This is a genomic window from Clostridium sp. AF34-10BH (assembly GCF_003478095.1).
Taxonomy (GTDB): Bacteria; Bacillota; Clostridia; order Lachnospirales; family Lachnospiraceae; genus Acetatifactor; species Acetatifactor acetigignens.
The window spans coordinates 1-18,921 of the sequence record NZ_QUEC01000043.1 but is presented as its reverse complement, the minus strand read 5'-3'; the positions used below and the strand labels follow the sequence as shown (position 1 = coordinate 18,921).

Here is an 18,921-nt window from a genome sequence, read left to right as displayed (position 1 = left end):
CATTCCGTCCGCCATGGGCGTTCGTGGATTTGTTTCACTAACTCTCAATTTACCTGTCTTGTCCAATTATTCATGCTGCAAAGTTCTGACAACTTACAAAAATATGAAATAATTAACAATATTTACTTGTAATAGTAACATATATTTAGTAAAATACACGTAAGGGGTTAAAAATCCAATCCAACGGCTGGACAAAATACCCAAAATGCAGAATAAATGGAGGATGGGATATGAATATTTACACAACAGACAAGATCCGTAACGTAGTATTACTGGGCCATGGCGGCAGTGGCAAGACCAGTCTTGCAGAAGCCTTTGGTTATCTGTCCGGTATCACCTCCCGTATGGGCAAGGTAGATGACGGCAATACCCTCAGTGATTACAGTAAAGAAGAACAGAAACGTCATTTCTCTATCAGTACCTCCGTGATCCCCATTGAGTGGGAAGGATACAAGATCAATATTATTGATACACCGGGTTATTTTGATTTCGTGGGAGAAGTGGAAGAGGCAGTCAGTGCCGCAGGAGCAGCCATCATAGTAGTTAACGGCAAGTCCGGCATCGAAGTCGGCACCCAGAAGGCATGGGAGCTTTGCGAGAAATACAAGCTGCCCCGTTTTATCTATGTCTCCAACATGGACGTGGATAATGCTTCCTTCCGTCAGGTAGTGGAAGATATGACTAATCTGTACGGCAAGAAGATGGCACCGTTTCATCTGCCAATCCGTGAGAACGAGAAATTCGTAGGATACATCAATGTTATCACTGAGAGCGGTAACCGCTGGGAGGGTAAGGAAGTTGTTCCCTGTGAGGTACCGGATTACAGCCAGGCCAACCTGCAGATCTGCCGTGATACTCTGATGGAAGCCGTAGCCGAGACCAGTGAAGAATTCATGGAGCGGTATTTCGGCGGAGAGACCTTCTCTGAGGCAGAGATCCGTGCTGCACTCCGTACCAATGTCTGCGATGGCAGCATCGTTCCCATGACCATGGGTTCCAACATCCTGTGTCAGGGTATGTACACACTGTTAGATGATATTGTCAAATACATGCCCAGCCCCGAGAATAGAGAAGTGGCGGGCATCAATTTAAAGACCAATGAGATTTACCATGCGGATTACGATTTCGCCAAGGCAAAATCCGCCTATATCTGGAAGACCATAGTGGATCCTTTCATCGGAAAATACTCTCTGATCAAGGTAAACTCCGGTGTACTTAAGACCGACGACCTGCTGTACAACGTAGACCGTGACATTGAGGAAAAGATCGGCAAAATCTATGTACTGCAGGGCAATAAGCCCATTGAAGTCAGCGAACTGCATGCCGGAGATATCGGAGCACTGGCGAAACTGACTGCAGCGAGAACCGGCAACAGTCTCTCTACCAAGGCCACGACCATCAAATATGGCAAGTTCGATATTTCCACTCCTTATACCTATATGCGGTATAAGCCGAAGAATAAGGCGGACGTGGATAAGATCTCCCAGGCATTGCAGAAGATGACCCATGAAGATCTGACCATCCGGGTGGTGAACGATGCGGAGAACCGCCAGACCTTACTTTACGGCATGGGTGACCAGCACCTGGATATCGTGGTCAGCCGTCTGTTAAACGAATACAAAGTAGAGATCGAGCTGTCCAGACCGAAGATCGCATACAAAGAGACTATCAAGAAACAGTCCGATGTGGAATATAAGTACAAGAAACAGTCCGGAGGACACGGTCAGTACGGTCATGTAAAAATGCGTTTTTCACCTTCCGGCGATCTGACCAAACCCTATGAGTTCGCAACAGAAGTCGTAGGTGGCGCGGTACCGAAGAATTTCTTCCCTGCGGTGGAAAAAGGTATTCAGGAATCCGTAGGCAGAGGACCTCTGGCGGCCTACCCGGTAGTCGGTGTCAAAGCGGTACTGTATGATGGATCCTATCATCCGGTAGATTCTTCGGAAATGGCATTTAAGACCGCGGCTATCCAGGCTTTCAAAAAAGGTGTCATGGAAGCAGGCCCCGTTCTGTTGGAGCCCATCATGTCCTTAAAGGTTACCGTGCCGGATGCCTATACCGGAGACATCATGGGAGATCTGAACAAGAGAAGAGGCCGGGTGCTGGGCATGACACCCATGAGCGGCGGCAAGCAGATCATCGAAGCGGATATTCCCATGAGCGGATTATTCGGTTATTGCACAGATCTGCGTTCCATGACCGGAGGCAGAGGGGATTATTCCTATGAATTTGCCCGCTACGAGCAGGCACCTTCCGACGTACAGGAGAAGGAAGTAGCGGCCAGAGCAGCAAAGGTTGCGGAGAACAATGCAGAAGACTAACGAGTAATTACATAACATACACAGCAAAAAGAGACCGGTTGGCTTTCCGGTCTCTTTTTCGGTATTGTGCAGTAAATATCATCGATATCGCTGCATCAGATTGATCAGTAATGTGATCCATGCAAACATGATTCATCACCTCTCGTATACAGCATATGCCCCGGCAGACGAAAATATGCAAAAAACCATGCGGATAGAGCCGCAGTCCTTGACAGTATCGGGAAAACACGATAAAATAATCGATAGTTTTTTAACGACTTGAGAACAAAAAATTTAAATAGAAAGCTTCTCATAGTTTAGGAGGAAATAATTATGGCAGTACCTTACAATCACAGAGAGGTAGAGAAAAAATGGCAGACTGTCTGGGATGATGAAAAAGCATTCAAGACTTCCGACGATTTCTCCAAGCCCAAATATTACGCACTGGTAGAGTTCCCTTATCCTTCAGGACAGGGATTACATGTAGGTCATCCGAGACCTTATACCGCACTGGATATCGTAGCACGTAAGCGCAGAATGCAGGGCTATAATGTGCTGTATCCCATGGGATGGGATGCATTCGGTCTCCCTACCGAGAACTACGCGATCAAGAATCATATCCATCCCAAGATCGTAACCAAGAACAACGTGGCAAGATTCAAGAATCAGCTGCATTCCTTAGGTTATTCTTTCGACTGGGACAGAGAGATCAACACCACAGATCCCGAGTATTATCACTGGACCCAGTGGATCTTCTTAAAGCTGTTCAAGGCAGGACTGGCTTACAAAACGGAGATGCCTATCAACTGGTGTACCTCCTGTAAGGTAGGTCTGGCAAATGAGGAAGTAGTGAACGGCGTCTGCGAACGTTGCGGTTCCGAAGTCATCCGTAAGGTCAAGAGCCAGTGGATGTTAAAGATCACCGAATATGCTGACAAGCTGATCCAGGGACTGGATACCGTAGATTATATCGAGCGTGTCAAAGTCTCCCAGAAGAACTGGATCGGTAAGTCCCAGGGTGCCGAGGTTGATTTCACCCTGACAGGCAAGGATGAGAAGCTGCGCATTTACACCACCAGACCGGATACTCTGTTCGGGGTTACTTATATGGTAGTATCTCCGGAGCATCCTGTTCTGGATAAATATAAAGATGAGATCAAGAACTGGGATGACATCGTGGCATATCGCGAGATGGCTGCGAAGAAGTCCGATTTTGAACGTACCGAACTGGCAAAGGATAAGACCGGTGTCTGCATTCAGGGCCTGACCGCTACCAACCCCGTGAATGGCAAGGAAATCCCTGTTTGGGTATCCGATTATGTACTGATGACTTACGGTACCGGCGCTATCATGGCAGTTCCTGCCCACGATGAGAGAGACTGGGAGTTCGCAAAGAAATTCGGTATGCCTATCATTGAAGTTGTTGCAGGGAGCCCTGTCAGCGTAGAAGAAGCTGTATATACCGATGTTGCTGATGGTACATTGGTCAATTCCGATTTCCTGAACGGCCTGTCTGTGGCAGAAGCCAAAGAGAAGATCATGAACTATCTGGAAGAGAAGGGCATCGGTAACCGCAAGACCAATTATAAATTAAGAGACTGGGTATTCTCCAGACAGCGTTACTGGGGTGAGCCGATTCCTATTGTGCATTGCGATAAGTGCGGATATGTTCCCATTGATGAGAGCGAACTGCCTCTGCAGTTACCCGAGGTAGAGAGCTATATGCCTACCGATACCGGAGAATCTCCTCTGGCTGCCATGACCGACTGGGTAAATACCACCTGTCCCTGCTGTGGCGGTCCTGCCAAGAGAGAGACCGATACCATGCCTCAGTGGGCTGGCTCTTCCTGGTATTATCTGCGTTATACCGATCCTCACAATGACAAGGCACTGGCAAGTCCCGAAGCATTGAAGTACTGGCTGCCGGTTGACTGGTACAACGGCGGTATGGAGCATACCACACTGCATCTGCTGTACTCCCGTTTCTGGCACAAGTTTCTGTATGATCAGGGGGTAGTACCTACTCCGGAACCTTATCAGAAGAGAACCAGCCACGGTATGATTCTTGGCTCCAATGGTGAGAAGATGTCCAAGTCCCGTGGCAACGTTGTAAACCCGGATGACATCGTACAGGATTACGGTGCAGATACTCTGCGTACCTACGAGATGTTCATCGGTGCCTTTGATCTGAGCGCTTCCTGGAGTGAGGAAGGCGTAAAGGGCTGCCGCAGATTCCTGGAGAGAGTATGGAAGTTACAGGATATATTAACATCCGAGGAAGGCTACAGCGCAGATCTGGAGACCAAGATGCACCAGACCATCAAGAAGGTCAGCAGCGATTTCGAGAACCTGAAGTACAACACCGCCATCGCAGCTATGATGTCCCTGATCAATGAGTTCTACAAGAAGAACTCTATTACCAGAGGCGAATACAAGACACTGCTTACTCTGCTGAACCCCGTGGCTCCTCATATCACCGAGGAACTGTGGCAGACTGCCGGATTCGAAGGCAGACTGTATCAGGCAGCATGGCCTGAGTACGAGGAAGAGAAGACCGTGGAGAGCGTAGTAGAGATCGGTGTTCAGGTCAACGGCAGGATGCGTGTGACCATTAACGTTTCCAAGGATGAGACCAAGGAAAACGTCATCGCTATGGCAAAAGAAGCTCTGGGTGACAAGCTGACCGGCAACATTGTAAAAGAAATCTATGTTCCCGGTAGAATCGTCAACATCGTAGCAAAATAGTTCAGCCATGGACAAATAAGTGAAATAAAATCATGCAAGCATGATTTTATGATCGAATATGTCCATGAGGTAAATGCCGTCTTATGAACAAAGGTAGTCACGTAGTGATGGAAAGCGTGATAACGCGACTTTGCGAATGGCGTTGGCTGAACGTTGAATAAAATAACTCCTGACAGACATTAAGCCTGCCGGGAGTTATTTTTTTGTGATCGGCTTTTCACCAGAATATTTTCAATCTGACGAAGTTCCGATTCCGTACTGTATTTTTTGATAGCGGTGATGGCAGCCTGCATTTCCTGCGGGGTAAAAGTCAGGTGCTCCTGTTTTGCTTTACGCATGGCGGGCATGAGAAGTGCCATCATTTCTTTTTGACTTTTACCGTGCCCCTGGGCAAAAAGTTTCGAGAGAAAATCCAGTTTTTCTCTGGGGATGTCCTTCACGAGATCATCCTGCATCCAGAGGGGTGTCTTGGAATAGTCCATTTTTCTGACCTCCTGTGTCTGATTTTGCAGTGGAAAAAAGACCGGACAACATAGACGGATCCATGCCGGAGAGATCGGAGAAGCCCTCCGGGAACAATTCCTGCATGGTCTGCACCATTTCCATCATTTCCTGGAAATTATGAATATTGTCCATCATTTGTGTGATTTGTCGAAGAGCTGATTTCTGAGTCTCGTCGCACAAGGGCATGAGATCATTACACAGTTCAGTGGCAGTTTCTTCGTTTGCAGAAGAGGGAGCAATGCACAGAGAAGTCTCCGGATGCCTGCGAAAAAGTGTTAGCGTGTATTGCAACTCCGACATTTTTATGTAAACAGCAAGTCCTTTCAGCAGCCGGGGATCCATATAATAAGCCAGTATTTTCAGAATCTGAATGCGGTTGGAAGTGAATAATGTGTCAAAGGCCGCCGCCTTGTCGATTCTCTTATCATCCATGTACCGATACCTTCCTGCAAAAGAGTTACTAGTATTTTATGAGAGCGGCAGCATGCTTATGCCGATCAATCCTTCGGGGTACAGAAAAGTCCGTACCCCGGAGTGATCGTGCCTACAAAGCTCCGGGAGATCCCGGAAAGCAGTATCAGAGATTAGCAACCGCAACCGTTGTTGTTACCGCAGCCACCGCCGCAGAAGCAGGACAGAAGCAGGATCCAGATCAGCCATTCACAGCAGTCATTGCCACCGCAGCCATTGTTGTTGCCCAGCAGCCCGCAGCCGTTGTTGTTACCGCAGCCACCGCCGCAGAACAGCAACAGGATGATCCAGATGCAGCTGTTGCCGAAGATACCGTTACCACAGTTGTTATTGCCGCAGGAATTATTGCAGCCGCAATTTGTAGCAGTTAAGTCACTCATTTTTAGTGCCTCCACATTTTATTTATGCTCTATTGTATGCGGGGGAGCCTGTCAATGTTTCCGGAAAAGACTTGCAATAATTTCCGGATATAGTAAAATATAGATATCTATATAGACATGCATAGATTGTGAAAAGACAGATTTTAAATTAAGGATAGATAGATGGCACAGAAGATATATGTGGTAGAGGGGCGAAAGTTCCGCACGGAGGCGGATTATCAGAATGCCCTGAAGGATCAGCAGGTGATCGAGAATCTTCGGGTACAGACGAAGAAGATGAGCCTGGCAGATCAGAAGAAACTGCTGGAAGTGATCCGCAGCGGCAGGTGTAGATTCCATAGTATTCTGGGACAGGATTACATGGAAGAGCTGTCGGAGGACATTCAAAGACAGGAAGGAAAAGTACCGGAAACATCTCCGGCGAAAGGACATTTTCTTCAGAAAGAAAATACAAAAACAATCGGGAAGGCCCAAACTCCCAAAAATAAAAAAGAAGCATCAAAGAAAAAAGAAACTGTAAAAAAAGAAAGTCCTGATAAAAAAGTTCCCAAAAAGAGGCCGACAACAAAAAAGAAGACTTCTGTGAAGAAGAAAGCAGAACCGCAGTTTGACGAGGCAGAGATTGACAAAATCGTTCAGGAAGAATTGAAAAAACAGGAGAAACGAAGGAAACTTCTTGTGGTCTGTTGCAGTGTGATCGCAGTGGCATGCCTTGGCTATTTCGGAATTTATAACTGGTATAACATCCGTACTGCCGATAATTACAAGCAATTAAGTGAATTGAAGGATAAAGAGCCGGCAACCGGTCAGAATCAGGATCCTGTGATCCATTACACCGCGGATGAAACGCAGAGTACGCCCCCTCCGGTACTGGATGAATATAAAAATTTATTAAATAAGAACAAAAGACTAATCGGATGGGTAAAAATTGACGATACTAATATAGATTACCCTGTAATGCAGACAACGGATAATGAATATTATCTGGATCATAATCTGAATCAGGAGTATGATAAGAACGGATCCATTTTTATGGACAAGGACTGTGATGTGCTCAAGCCCAGCACGAACTTCATTCTATATGGACATCATATGAAGAGCGGGCAGATGTTCGGAAGCTTATCTTCATATAGCGACCAGAGCTATTGTGAGAAACATCCCTACATACAGTTTGACACCATCTATGAAAAAGGCCTGTATGAGATCATGTATGTATTCAGATCCCGGGTCTATAGTGAAGATGAAATCGTATTTAAATATTATCAGTTTATAGACGCCCAGAGCGAGCAGGAATTTGACTCCTATATGAATGATATGGCAGAGATGTCATTATATGACACAGGAGTCACAGCTTCGTTCGGTGACCAGCTTTTAACACTGTCCACCTGTGATTACCAGGAGAAAAACGGCAGATTTGTAGTGGTTGCCAAAAAGGTGACGACAAAGGAGTAAAGGATGACTAAGGGTAAAAAGAAGACTAACAGAAGATTAAAAAGGACAGTAAGGAAAACCCTGGGAACATTGTTCTTGGTCTCGGCGATCGTAGTAGCGGCAATTCCTACAGAGGGGCTGCGTGCGGAGGAAGATGCTGTGGCGCAGGCTGCGCATTCACATGTGGATACGCATACCGGCGCAAAATATAAGGTATCCATTCGCAGAAATGCTCCAGAAAAGCAGAGTGATCTGCTGACGGGAAGCAATATACCCACAATGGATAATCTGATCCCGGAGGTTGCGGAAGGAACGACTATTTATACGACCGGTACCAACGAAACGGACGGCAGTAACTACCAGTTCGCTTATATCCAGAACGGAGGTGACTGGTCTGCAATCCTGTTAGGATATAACAAGGACAATACCTTGCCCAATAATACATTGACCATTCCGAACACGGTTAATGCTTACATACAGCCTACCGGTAACCTGGGTACCGGTAACGGTTACGTGGCTGCCAACAGATTGGGAAATCCTCTGTATTATGAAGCAGTTACGCCACATATCAGAATGGTAGACGATACGTCGCAGCCAATTCTGGGGGATGATGGAGTCACTCAGGCAAAAGACCCTATTACAGGCAAACTGTTATATGTACAGGTGGAAGAAACCTATTATACCGGTGAGATCAAGCCCTGCTATGCAACAGATAATGCATGGAAAAACATGGATGTTCTGACACAGTTCTTCTATTATAAAGAAGGCGCTACCGGCAAAACTGTATTTAATGCTGAGGATGAGAGCGGTGATCCGGCAACTTATGCGAACTATGCCAATGCACTGGACAGTGATCATCAGTGGATTAAGGATGGTAAGGTAAGATATATCGGTAACCAGTATCTGGATTCTACACTGGATCCGGATTCCAATACATATAAATGGAGTATTCCTTCCGGTGGCGGTTATATCACCGAGGCTAACGCATCCAAGGGTATTTTTGCTCAGGCAGGTAACATCGGAACTCTGATCATTGGAGAAGATCTGATCGGTATCGGTAACTGTGCTTTTTATGAATGTACCGGTCTGGATTCCATTTCTTTCGGTAATGGTATCAAAGTAATCGGTAACTATGCTTTCGCCGGTTGCGGAAGCTTAAGAGATGTTGCAATCCCTGATTTATGTAGTCTGGGACAGATTGGAGATCATGCTTTTTACAGTTGTACGAACCTGACGAAGTTTACTTTGCCCATCAATGTCAGCTATGTCGGAGACTATGCTTTTGCGGAGTGCCGTTTCTTAAGCGACTTTGTAATGTGTAATTATGGCGATGCCAATGACAGAAGCAATCTGACAGAACTGGGTTGGAATGTGTTTGAAAACTGTGAGACCCTTTCTTCTCTGACCTTCCCGGCAAACTACAATGAAGCAGTGGATATTTCCCTGGTCAAGGGATGCAAGAACTTAAGATATATCACTGCCCGCAGCAAGAAAATGACATTTACGGAGAAGGAAGACGGGGATGTTTATTGCTTTGACTGCTTTAAGGAAATGCTGTCAGGTGATCCGGTAAACGGAACTTTCTACTTCGAGGGAAGAGACGATTCCACAATCCATAGCTTTACCAGAGAGAACTGTTTTGCATTTAGTTATATTGACTATAATTCCGAGACTACACAATATGAGAAACTGGACAAATATGAACTTACGGTTCAGGATCCTAATGTGACCGGGAAGACAGGTAGATCTACTTATGTGGTAAATTCCAACAATGAATTGATATCCAGTACGGTAGGAGAAAATGTATCGACACTGGAGATTCCGGATCCTATCGGACCTTACCATATTTATAATATTGGAGCCAACATTTTTGCCAACAACTGTAATCTGACCATGGTATCCTTACCCGCCAGTGTTGTATCTGTAGGAGCCAATGCGTTTAAGGGTTGTCATAATCTGGCAACAGTGATCTTCAATAACAGTTCTGTTGCAATAGGAACAGATGCTTTTAAGACACAGGATTATACAGGTGCGGCTCATAGAGGAAGCTGTACCGGTGTGAAAAATGACAGTGACAATTCACCCAGTGTAAAACTTACCTTTGTAGGAGAGGTTTCGCCGACCTCCACTCCTTACCTGTATGCCATGAGTGAGGATGGAAGATATAATAACGGCAGTCAGCTGAAGACTTATGTCAGATATTGCAGTGGTTGGCCGACCAATCTGGTGGTACAGTACAATGAGGAAAAGGGTGTCAGTGAACTGATTGATTTCCCTGCTTTCTCGCAGCTGAGCGGATATACAAATGAAACAAACTATCCTTATCTGACAGATGCTCAGAGAAAAGCTGCAGGGACAGCATTGGATAAATATACGCACAACCAGACTCTGACAGAAGACCAGAAGCAGTTTATCGACTCTGCACTGAATGTTGTAATACCTGAGGGTATTCAGGCAATTAAAGACGGACTGTTCGTTGAGAAAGAGAATGCGGATGTAGCTGCAGCCAGCCTTAAGGAAGATAAGACCGTTACCATATATGGTCTGGACACCATTGAAGCAAACGACTTCAGAAGCGAGGATGGTACGGATGCTGCCCAACATCTGAAGGCAGTTAATATACTTGGTAATACGGCATCCATTGCAGCAAATGCTTTTGAAGGCTGTGCAGCATTGGAAACAGTCAATATCACCGGAAATATGAGTTCCATCGGGGACTACGTCTTTAAGGATTGTCCTGCCCTGAATGATGTGACATTGTCCGGAACGATCAACAGTCTGGGACTGATTCCGTTTACCGGATGCAATCAGCTGAGCAATGTGGCATTCCTGGGAAATGACTATTTCAGCTGTGATGAGTCCATTATTTATGGAATGAGCGGTGGTGCCAAGGCAAGGATTATTGAGTGCCTGGAAGGCAGAACCAGTAAATATGTAAAGCCTTCTGAACTGGCAGGAGTTACTTCCATTGCACCCAGAGCATTCCAGGGATGTGATGCCCTGAGAGAAATCGATCTTACGGAAAGTAAGATTACAACGGTGCCTGAATATGCCTTTGCAGATACAGCGGAAATGCGTACGATTAAGCTGCCCACTACCTGTACCACTATTGAAGATTATGCGTTCAAGAACAGTGGTATGGAGCGGTTGGAGGCGAGTCAGTATCTGAACCTTATCGGCCAGCATGCATTTGATGATCTGCTCAAGGCAAATCCGGATCCAAAGGATGTGGTGATCTGCAGTCCGGAAAACAGTTACTTGTATAATTACGCAAAGTTAAAGGGTTTTACAGTAGATACTACTCCATTGGTAGAGTATTTTACCGTTAACTTCAGAGACTGGAATGAAGAATTAGGCAGCTATGCTCTGGTACCTGATGCAGAGCAGAGAGTTAAGGGCGGTGAAGCTGCAACGCCTCCAACTCCGGCAGGTAAGAGTGGAGAGGTGTTCCAGTATTGGGATCCGGATCCCAGTGAAATCACAGCAGATGTTACAATTACAGCTATGTATAGCAAGGAAGATCCAGATGCCAACAAGCTGACCGTAACCTTCCAGGATTGGGATGGTACGGTAATTAAGGAGATCAAGGTATCCTCTGGCGGCAGCATCGCAGATGCGGATCTGCCCAATACATCTAATCTTGTGAGAGACGGTTATATCTTCATCGGATGGGACAGACCGCTGACCAATATTACAGAGTCTTTTACCACCATGGCACAATATAAAGCGCTGAGTGAAGATGATATTGTAGTCAGATATATCAACAGTGTGACTAAGGAAGTGTTCTATCAGACAACGATCAAGAAGGGAACGGTTGCACCCAGTATCCAGACCCCTACGGTCAGTGGTTACACCTTCAAGGAATGGCTGCCGGATATTGCTACAGCTATCACAGAAAATACAGATTTCTATGCAGTATATGAGGCAAGCGGCTCTAATAATGGAGGAACGGCCAGTCCGGGTACCAGCACCAGCCCCGGAGCAAGCACCAGTCCCGGAGCAAGCACCAGTCCGGGAGGCAATAATAACAACGGAACTACTGCCAAGATGTATACTCTGACGGTTAAAAACGGTTCCGGATCAGGAAGTTATGTGGCAGGTTCCCAGCCGATCATCGTGGCAAATGACCCTGCGGCGAACCAACAGTTCAGTAGTTGGTCAATAGATCCGGCCAATACGAAGATTGCCAGCAAGGTATTGTCTGCAACGGTCATCACTATGCCGGAAGCTAATGTAACGGTAACTGCAAATTATACTGCAAAATCCGGTTCAGGTAATAAAACAAATAAATCTACAGGAAGCGGTAATTCCACGAATTCCAATTCCAACAGAAGACCGAACAGTACTACAACAGGAAATGTCTCCGGCGGCAGAACCACCGTTGTCATTGACAAGAACGGTCTGTCCAATACCGGCGTGGTATCTGCTACGGTAAACGGATCTTCCGATAACTTTGTGATCAAGATCACTGAGAGCGCATCTGCTTCCGAGGAAGTAGTAAAGGCGCTGATGGCAGAGTATGGCAACGATATTAGTGCCATCAAGTATTTCCCGATGGATATCAGTCTCTATGATTCCACCGGCAATAACAAGATCACGGATACTACAGGTTTGTCCATCAGCATTACCCTGCCGATCCCGGATTCTCTGATCACCTATGCAGGTAACAACAAGGTGGCAGGAGTTGTTAACAGTAAGCTGGACAAGCTGACACCGAAGTTCTCCACGATTTCCGGAGTATCCTGCATTACCTTTACGGCGGAGCATTTCTCACCGTATGTGATCTATGTGGATACGAACAACCTGACAGCCGGAACAATCGCAGACAGCACTCCTAAGACCGGAGATGCCATTCATCCGAAGTGGTTCCTGTCTCTGGGTCTTGCATGTCTGTCCATAGTATTCTTCATGAAGAAGGATAAGAAGACTCTGCGCAAGGCAAGAGCCTAGTGAAAATAAAGGATGGGAAGGTTTATGAATCATAAAAAGTTGGTAGTTGCATTGGCATTGATAGCTACCGCATTGATCCTGACACATCTTCCTGTGTCGGAGGCAGATGCGGCAGCGTCTGCCTCCGATTTTCTGATCGAAGGCAGTACATTGACAAAATACAGAGGCACTGATGAGCGTGTCACGATCCCGGATACGGTGGAGGTCGTGGGTGAGAGTGCTTTTGAAAATAACCAGAAGGTACAGCTTGTTGTGGTTCCTAAGTCGGTGAAACGCATGGATGCCTATGTTTTCTGGGGCTGTGATAATCTGGAAGAGGTTGTACTTGGCAAAGGTCTTACCGCAGTGGATGAATATGCTTTTTCAGGATGCACCGGACTGAAACAGATCACGATCCCTGAGAATGTACAGAGTATTGATGCACAGGCATTTGCCGGATGTACGAACCTTACGGATATTTATATTCCGGACACGGTGACAAGCATTGCAGACGATGCATTCTTAAATTGTGATAACGTAACGATTCATGCGGACGAAGGCAGCGTGGCTGCAAAGTTTGCACAGAAGCTGGCAGAGCAGAAAAGTCAGAGTCCTCTGGTAACGGCAGCGCCGATGGCGACACCGGCGGCAGACGGAACTTCGGATTCACAGGCAACAACAGAGCCTGCCCCCACTGAAACGCCGACTCCTGCACCGACACCGGTGCCCGGAAATGTGATTGGCAGTACCTTTGTCGTAGGAAATCATGCGATGGTAATGATGCTGCCCGAGGAAGAAACAGTACAACAGGGTTATACAGAACCGGAAACCGGACAAGAGACCAGTGGGGAATCACAGGATATTACGGCGGAAACGGAAGATGGCAAAATTCCGGAATGGAAATATTACAGGAACCAGTCGGTAGGAGCAGTGAGTATACCAGAAGGAACCACGGAGATCGGACGCTTTGCTTTTTCCAGAAGCTCGGCAGAAAGTGTGACGTTCCCGGAAGGTGTGACCACTATTGATTATGCATCATTTTATCACTGTGATGATCTGAATAGTGTGATATTGCCGGATACGGTGACCCGGGTGGAAGCCAAGGCATTTACGCATACCGGATGGATGGATGATTTTGAAGAAAACAGCATGGATGATTACCTGATCAGCGGGGACATTCTGGTGGCTTACAAGGGGGACCTTCCCGAAGTGACCATACCGGATGGTGTTCGTGTGATCGCTGATGAAGTGTTCCGCAGCCATACGGAACTGAAAAAGGTGCATCTGCCTGCAAGTGTCACCAATATTGGTGACAGCGCATTCCCGGAGGGAATCGAAATTATAAATGAATAAGGGTCAGATTTTACCGACACCAGGATAAGAAACCGGCATAAGATAGAATAAGTCTTATGCCGGTTTTGTCTTATTTTACGGGGAAGGAACAAGATGCAGCGGGTAAGGGAACAGGTACAGGTGCCGGAACAATTGCATAGTGGGGCAGGACGTGTGAAGTCTGTGACTGTTGCTGTGCTGGATACCGGAATTGCTTATCATCCGGATCTGATAGGACGGCTGCTTGCTTTTTCCGACTTTGTAGAAGGCCGTTCCTTTCCGTATGACGATAATGGACACGGGACACATGTCTGCGGGATTGTATGCGGAAGCGGAGAACTGTCCGGAGGAAGATTTCGCGGAATGGCACCGGAGGCAAAGCTTGTGGTGGGAAAAGTGCTGGACAGACAGGGGGAGGGCTCCTGTGATTCCATGCAGGAAGCTCTGGAATGGGTACTGCGGGTGAAAAACAGGTATGGAGTCCGTGTTCTGAATATCTCTGTGGGGATCGGAGACCTGAAGGAACGTTACAAGGAGCAGATGTTGCGAAAATCTCTGGAATTGTTGTGGGATCATAATATTCTCGTGGTCTGCGCTGCAGGTAATACCGGTCCGGAGGACGGTAGTATTTCGGAGATGGCCAGTAGCAGAAAGGTTCTGACGGTGGGTTGTCATGACGGAAGATATTGTAAAAATGATCCCGGAAGGTGTGAGACATACTCCGGCAGGGGCAGAAGATATGATGTGACCCGTAAACCGGATATTGTGGCTCCGGGGACAAGGATTCTGTCCTGTAATGCTTTCTGGCAGAACCGGAACGGCAGAATCTACAGACCCTATGTAGCAAAAAGCGGCACATCCATGGCAACACCCATTGTATCCGGGGCGGCAGCCCTTGCTATGGAAAAATATCCGGGAATTACCAATGAAGAATTTGTTCGTCTGCTGTCCCTTACAGCTACCGATCTGGGAGAGCCGTGGAACAAGCAGGGCTTCGGCATGCTTAATGTACGGAGATTATTAGAAAACAAGTAAAAGGATAAAATCACTGGGAAAAATAAAAAATATGATTAAAATAAGTCAATAAAATAAATACCAAAGATATTGACACAAATGGTATGATTGTATACAATGATACGAGAACTACAAAATGTATTTTTACTGCGCAGAGTAAAAATTATAAAATCTTGCAGATATCGAATGTCAGGGAAGAGAGGTATACCAATGAGAGAAAGTGATGCATTTCAGAATCGTCCGGTCTCCATGAATCCGAAGAACAACCTTTTGGAGATTGAAGAGCATATGTACATACTGGATGATGTGGAGAAGCCGAACGTGTTCCGTAACATGTTCCCTTATTCCGAAATCCCCAAAATACCTTTTAATGATCGTATCGTGCCTCATAACATGCCAAAGGATATCTGGATCACAGATACTACCTTCAGAGACGGACAGCAGTCCAGAGCACCTTATACCACAGAGCAGATCGTAAAGATCTATGACTATCTGCATGAATTAGGCGGCCCCAACGGAATGATCCGCGCCAGTGAATTTTTCCTGTACAGCAAGAAGGACAGAGATGCTGTTTATAAATGTATGGAGAGGGGATACAAGTTCCCCGAAGTTACCAGCTGGATCCGTGCCAGCAAGGAGGACTTTAAGCTGGTAAAAGAGATCGGAATGAAGGAGACTGGCATTCTGGTCAGCTGTTCCGATTATCATATTTTCCTGAAATTGAAAATGACCAGAAGACAGGCTATGGATCATTATTTAAGTGTTATCCGTGACTGTCTGGAGGAGGGTATCAGCCCCAGATGTCATCTGGAGGATATCACCAGAGCGGATATCTACGGTTATGTGGTTCCGTTCTGCCTGGAACTGATGAAACTGATGAAGGAGTATCAGATCCCCATCAAGGTCCGGGCCTGCGATACCATGGGATACGGTGTCAACTATCCCGGTGCCGTTATTCCCCGTAGTGTACAGGGTATCATTTACGCAATCCATACCCACGCAGGTGTGCCGCATGAGCTGATCGAATGGCATGGTCACAATGACTTTTACAAGGCGGTGTCCAATTCCACCACAGCATGGTTGTACGGCTGTTCCGGTGTAAATACCTCACTGTTTGGTATCGGTGAGCGTACCGGTAATACACCGCTGGAGGCAATGGTATTCGAATATGCACAGTTGAAGGGTGATCTGAACGGTATGAATACCCGTGTCATCACGGAGCTGGCAGAGTACTATGAGAAGGAGATCGGCTATCAGATCCCGCCCAGAACCCCGTTTGTCGGCAAGAATTTCAACGTGACCAGAGCCGGTATCCATGCGGACGGTCTGCTTAAGAACGAAGAGATCTACAACATTTTCGATACCGAGAAATTCCTGAATCGTCCGGTATTGTGCGCTATTTCCAACACCTCCGGTCTGGCAGGTATCGCACACTGGCTGAACACCTATTATAAGTTAAAGGGAGACAAGCAGGTACAGAAGACTTCCGAACTGGTAGCGGAGATCAAAAAGTGGGTAGACGAGGAGTACGCCGGTGGACGTGTCACCGTGCTTACGGATGAAGAGATCGTGGCCTGCGTCAACCGTATCTGCCTGGAGAAGAACCTGAAGATCGGTGAGTAAGAAAATATGGCGGCATTTTTTGCTGCCCGGAAATGAGGATTATAGTGAGTAAGTATGATGTAAAGCAGGAAGTAACGGATAAGTTCTCCCTGCGGGGACGGGTATTTCACAAGCTGAGAGAAGACATCTTAAGCGGAAAATATCAGGAACATGAAGAATTGAAGGAAGTGGCCATCGGCGAGGAGATGGGAGTCAGCAGAACCCCCGTCAGAGAAGCGTTCCGTCAGCTGGAGCTGGAGGGACTGATTCAGATCATCCCCAACAAGGGAGCCTATGTCACCGGTATTACCCAGAAGGATGTGAAGGATATTTACATGATCCGTTCCCTGCTGGAAGGTCTGTGTGCCCGTTGGGCTACGGAACATATCACCAAGGAGCAGATGGAAGAGATGGAAGAGAATGTCTATCTGTCCAAGTTCCATGCCCAGAAGGGGCATCTGGAGCAGCTGGCGGAGTTAGATAATCGTTTCCATGATATTCTGTATGAGGCATGTGACAGCAAGATGCTGGAGCATCAGCTGAAGGACTTCCATCAGTATGTCCTGCGTGTCCGCAAGAAAACATTGGCCAGTGCCAACCGCGGTCCCAAATCCAATGAAGAGCATGAGCAGATCATGGAGGCCATCAAGGCAGGCAATGCCGATCTGGCAGAGCAGCTGGCACACCAGCACATGATCAACGCCTATGACAACATGGTGAAAAACGGTCTGAACGAGGCCTATGCACAGCAGGATAAGCCGCAGGAATAGGTTGCCTGTCTGTGAAAATTACTGTAGAATGTAATTATTCAGAGCCAATGGGCGAAGTAACCACATGAGCAAATAACATGCAGGCATGTTATTCGGTGAAGCCTTGCAGAAGCGATTTTGCCAATGTGGTTCTGGATAGCTATTGCAAAGTAAAAGAATAAATACCGGAAAGGAAATCATTATGGAAAAGATCAAAATGACAACCCCTCTCGTAGAGATGGACGGAGACGAAATGACCAGAATCCTCTGGCAGATGATCAAGGATGAACTGTTACTGCCTTACATCGATCTGAAGACAGAGTACTATGATCTTGGACTGGAGCATCGTAATGAGACCGATGATCAGGTAACCGTGGATTCTGCCAATGCCACATTGAAGTACGGCGTTGCTGTAAAATGTGCGACCATTACCCCCAACGCTGCCAGAATGACAGAGTATAATCTGAAGGAAATGTGGAAGAGTCCCAACGGAACCATCCGTGCGATCTTAGACGGTACTGTATTCCGTGCACCGATTCTGGTAAAGGGTATCGTTCCTTATGTCAAGAACTGGACCAAGCCCATTACCATTGCCCGTCATGCTTACGGCGATGTGTATAAAAATACTGAGATCAAGGTACCCGGCCCCGGTAAGGCAGAACTGGTATTTACTGCAGCAGACGGCACCGAGACCCGTGAACTGATCCATAATTTTGATGGAGCAGGTATCATTCAGGGTATCCACAATACGAATAAGTCTATCGAGAGCTTTGCAAGAGCATGCTTTAGCTATGCCGTAGATACGAAGCAGGATCTGTGGTTCTCCACCAAGGACACCATTTCCAAAAAATACGATCATACCTTCAAGGATATTTTCCAGGAGATCTATGATAACGAGTACAAGGCAAAATTCGAGGAACTGGGCATTACATATTTCTATACCCTGATCGATGATGCCGTAGCCCGTGTCATCCGTTCTGAGGGCGGATTCATCTGGGCCTGCAAGAACTATGATGGTGATGTAATGTCCGATATGGTAGCTACCGCTTACGGCGATCTGTCCATGATGACTTCCGTACTGGTATCTCCCAGCGGCGTCTATGAGTATGAGGCTGCTCACGGAACTGTACAGCGTCATTACTACAAGCACTTAAAGGGTGAAGAGACCTCCACCAACTCCATTGCTACCATCTACGCATGGACCGGAGCTCTCAGAAAGCGCGGCGAGCTGGATCAGATCCCCGAGCTGTGCAACTTCGCAGACAAGCTGGAGCAGGCATGCATCAAGACCATCGAGGACGGCAAGATGACCAAGAGCCTGTCCCTGATCTCTACCTGTGAGCATCCCGTGATCCTCAACAGCCTGGACTTCATCAAGGCGATCAGAGAGACACTGGACAGCCTGCTGTAAATTGAGAGTTAGTGAAATACATTGGCAAAATCCACGAACTCCCGGAGCAT

General features: G+C 46.8%; 12 protein-coding genes. 9 read left to right on the top strand and 3 right to left on the bottom strand.

Features of this window, described 5'->3' with window-relative positions; genetic code table 11:
* The first annotated feature begins 230 nt into the window (after nt 1–230).
* Both DWZ61_RS18205 and leuS read left to right on the top strand, forming a co-directional pair.
* Nucleotides 231–2,324: an elongation factor G gene (locus DWZ61_RS18205; RefSeq protein WP_118539978.1), complete on the top strand. Its 2,094-nt coding sequence runs from the start codon at nt 231–233 to the stop codon at nt 2,322–2,324.
* A 312-nt stretch (nt 2,325–2,636) separates the two neighbouring features.
* Entirely contained in the window at nt 2,637–5,048 is a 2,412-nt protein-coding gene (gene leuS / locus DWZ61_RS18200; RefSeq protein WP_118539977.1) for a leucine--tRNA ligase, read from the top strand.
* Between the two features lie 179 nt (nt 5,049–5,227).
* On the opposite strand, the gene DWZ61_RS18195 is transcribed toward leuS, so the two are convergent.
* The 3 genes from DWZ61_RS18195 to DWZ61_RS18185 all read right to left on the bottom strand — a co-directional run bounded on the left by DWZ61_RS18195 (nt 5,228) and on the right by DWZ61_RS18185 (nt 6,403).
* The gene (locus DWZ61_RS18195) at nt 5,228–5,530 is read right to left on the bottom strand and encodes a hypothetical protein (protein ID WP_118539976.1); all 303 of its coding nucleotides are present in this window, start codon (nt 5,528–5,530) and stop codon (nt 5,228–5,230) included.
* Nucleotides 5,493–5,984, bottom strand: a complete 492-nt coding sequence (locus DWZ61_RS18190) for a hypothetical protein (RefSeq protein WP_022312422.1) — start codon at nt 5,982–5,984, stop codon at nt 5,493–5,495. Before DWZ61_RS18190 ends, DWZ61_RS18195 begins: the two co-directional genes overlap by 38 nt.
* Nucleotides 5,985–6,136: 152 nt before the next feature.
* Nucleotides 6,137–6,403, bottom strand: a complete 267-nt coding sequence (locus DWZ61_RS18185) for a chorion class high-cysteine HCB protein 13 (protein ID WP_117467173.1) — start codon at nt 6,401–6,403, stop codon at nt 6,137–6,139.
* Between the two features lie 162 nt (nt 6,404–6,565).
* Between DWZ61_RS18185 and srtB the strand changes: the two genes are divergently transcribed.
* From srtB to DWZ61_RS18150, 7 genes are all read left to right on the top strand, one after another.
* Nucleotides 6,566–7,855 carry a class B sortase gene (gene srtB / locus DWZ61_RS18180; protein ID WP_118539975.1) on the top strand — a complete coding sequence of 430 codons (1,290 nt, stop codon included), beginning with the start codon at nt 6,566–6,568 and terminating at the stop codon, nt 7,853–7,855.
* 3 nt (nt 7,856–7,858) lie between these two features.
* Nucleotides 7,859–12,784 (top strand): leucine-rich repeat protein, encoded by a 4,926-nt coding sequence (locus DWZ61_RS18175; protein ID WP_118539974.1) that lies wholly within the window; start codon nt 7,859–7,861, stop codon nt 12,782–12,784.
* Nucleotides 12,785–12,808: 24 nt separating this feature from the next.
* Nucleotides 12,809–14,116: a leucine-rich repeat domain-containing protein gene (locus DWZ61_RS18170; RefSeq protein WP_172594751.1), complete on the top strand. Its 1,308-nt coding sequence runs from the start codon at nt 12,809–12,811 to the stop codon at nt 14,114–14,116.
* Nucleotides 14,117–14,209: 93 nt separating this feature from the next.
* Nucleotides 14,210–15,130 (top strand): S8 family peptidase, encoded by a 921-nt coding sequence (locus DWZ61_RS18165; RefSeq protein WP_118539972.1) that lies wholly within the window; start codon nt 14,210–14,212, stop codon nt 15,128–15,130.
* 228 nt (nt 15,131–15,358) lie between these two features.
* Nucleotides 15,359–16,732, top strand: a complete 1,374-nt coding sequence (locus DWZ61_RS18160; protein ID WP_347475465.1) for a 2-isopropylmalate synthase — start codon at nt 15,359–15,361, stop codon at nt 16,730–16,732.
* A 44-nt stretch (nt 16,733–16,776) separates the two neighbouring features.
* Nucleotides 16,777–17,481 carry a GntR family transcriptional regulator gene (locus tag DWZ61_RS18155; RefSeq protein WP_022312873.1) on the top strand — a complete coding sequence of 235 codons (705 nt, stop codon included), beginning with the start codon at nt 16,777–16,779 and terminating at the stop codon, nt 17,479–17,481.
* A gap of 181 nt (nt 17,482–17,662) precedes the next feature.
* Nucleotides 17,663–18,871 carry an NADP-dependent isocitrate dehydrogenase gene (locus tag DWZ61_RS18150; RefSeq protein ID WP_117467187.1) on the top strand — a complete coding sequence of 403 codons (1,209 nt, stop codon included), beginning with the start codon at nt 17,663–17,665 and terminating at the stop codon, nt 18,869–18,871.
* The last annotated feature ends 50 nt before the right edge of the window (nt 18,872–18,921 follow it).